The following is a 1,072-nucleotide window of genomic DNA, read 5'->3' as shown; positions in this document are numbered from 1 at the left end:
GGCTTCATCGTCGCCATGCCCGAGCACAAGGCCGACAACTACAAGGACGACAGTAACCCCGGCCCCGACAGCTGGGCGATACGCCCGGCCGAGGTGTCGCGCGCCATCGACGCAGTGGCGCGCGACCCGCGCTTCGCGCCGCTGCTGCAGCTCGACAAGGTCGGCATGTACGGCATGTCGGCCGGCGGGCACACGTCACTGAGCCTCGCGGGCGGGCGCTGGTCGCCGGCCGGGTTCAAACAGCATTGCGAGGCGAACCTGGTGGACGACTTCCAGTCCTGTGTCGGCCTGATCACGCGGCTGACGGGCGGGCCTTTCGACGGCCTGAAGAAATGGGCCGCGATATGGGTCATTCGCCATCGCTTCGACGACGATACCCCGCGCGAGCACACCGACCCGCGCATCGCTGCCATTGCGGCGGCTGTGCCTTCATCGGCCGATTTCGACATGGCCTCGCTGGCCAACCCGCGCGTGCCGCTGGGGCTGATCACCGCCCGGCAAGACCGCTGGCTGATTCCGCGCTTTCACAGCGACCGGGTGCTGGTGGCCTGCCTGCCGCGCTGCGAACTGATCGCCGACTTGCCCACCGCCGGACACGGTTCGCTGCTGTCGCCACTGCCGCCGGGCCTCACGGGGCTGATCGGCGACATGCTGAACGACCCACCGGGTTTCGACCGCGCCGGCGTGCTGCCGGAAGTGAACCGCAAGACAGCGGCTTTCTTCAGCCTGCATCTGCTGCCATGATGCTGGCTGGGGCCAACGCATGAGCCCCCGATCCCGCCGACAGCCGATTCCCACACGCGTGGGCGACTGTCGCGCACATGGCGACAGACGGCGGCCCGGCCATGGTTGCACCCGAACCAGCCGAACCTCGGTCGGTTCTTGAAATCGTGACCATGCTACGAAAGGAACAGTCACCCATGAAGCAACAACAACACAATCGCATCCTCCTCGGCGCCGTGCTCGCAGGCATCCTGGCCACCGGCGGCGCAGCCCAGGTGCAGAGCGTCGGGGTAGGCGTGGGGGTCAATGCAGACGTGAACACCTCGGGCGCCGTCGGCTCTCCACAGCG

At 67.7% G+C, this 1,072-nt stretch carries 1 protein-coding gene; it reads left to right on the top strand.

Translation table 11 applies throughout. The features are described from left to right. A partial coding sequence (locus ACSFA3_RS25565; protein ID WP_435508122.1) for an alpha/beta hydrolase family protein occupies positions 1 to 744 on the top strand: 744 nt, incomplete at its 5' end. Positions 745 to 1,072: the final 328 nt, after the last annotated feature.

Origin of the sequence: Variovorax glucosi (genome assembly GCF_051216695.1) — a bacterium.
In the GTDB taxonomy this organism is placed as follows: domain Bacteria; phylum Pseudomonadota; class Gammaproteobacteria; order Burkholderiales; family Burkholderiaceae_C; genus Variovorax.
This window is presented reverse-complemented; position numbering and strand designations above follow the sequence as displayed.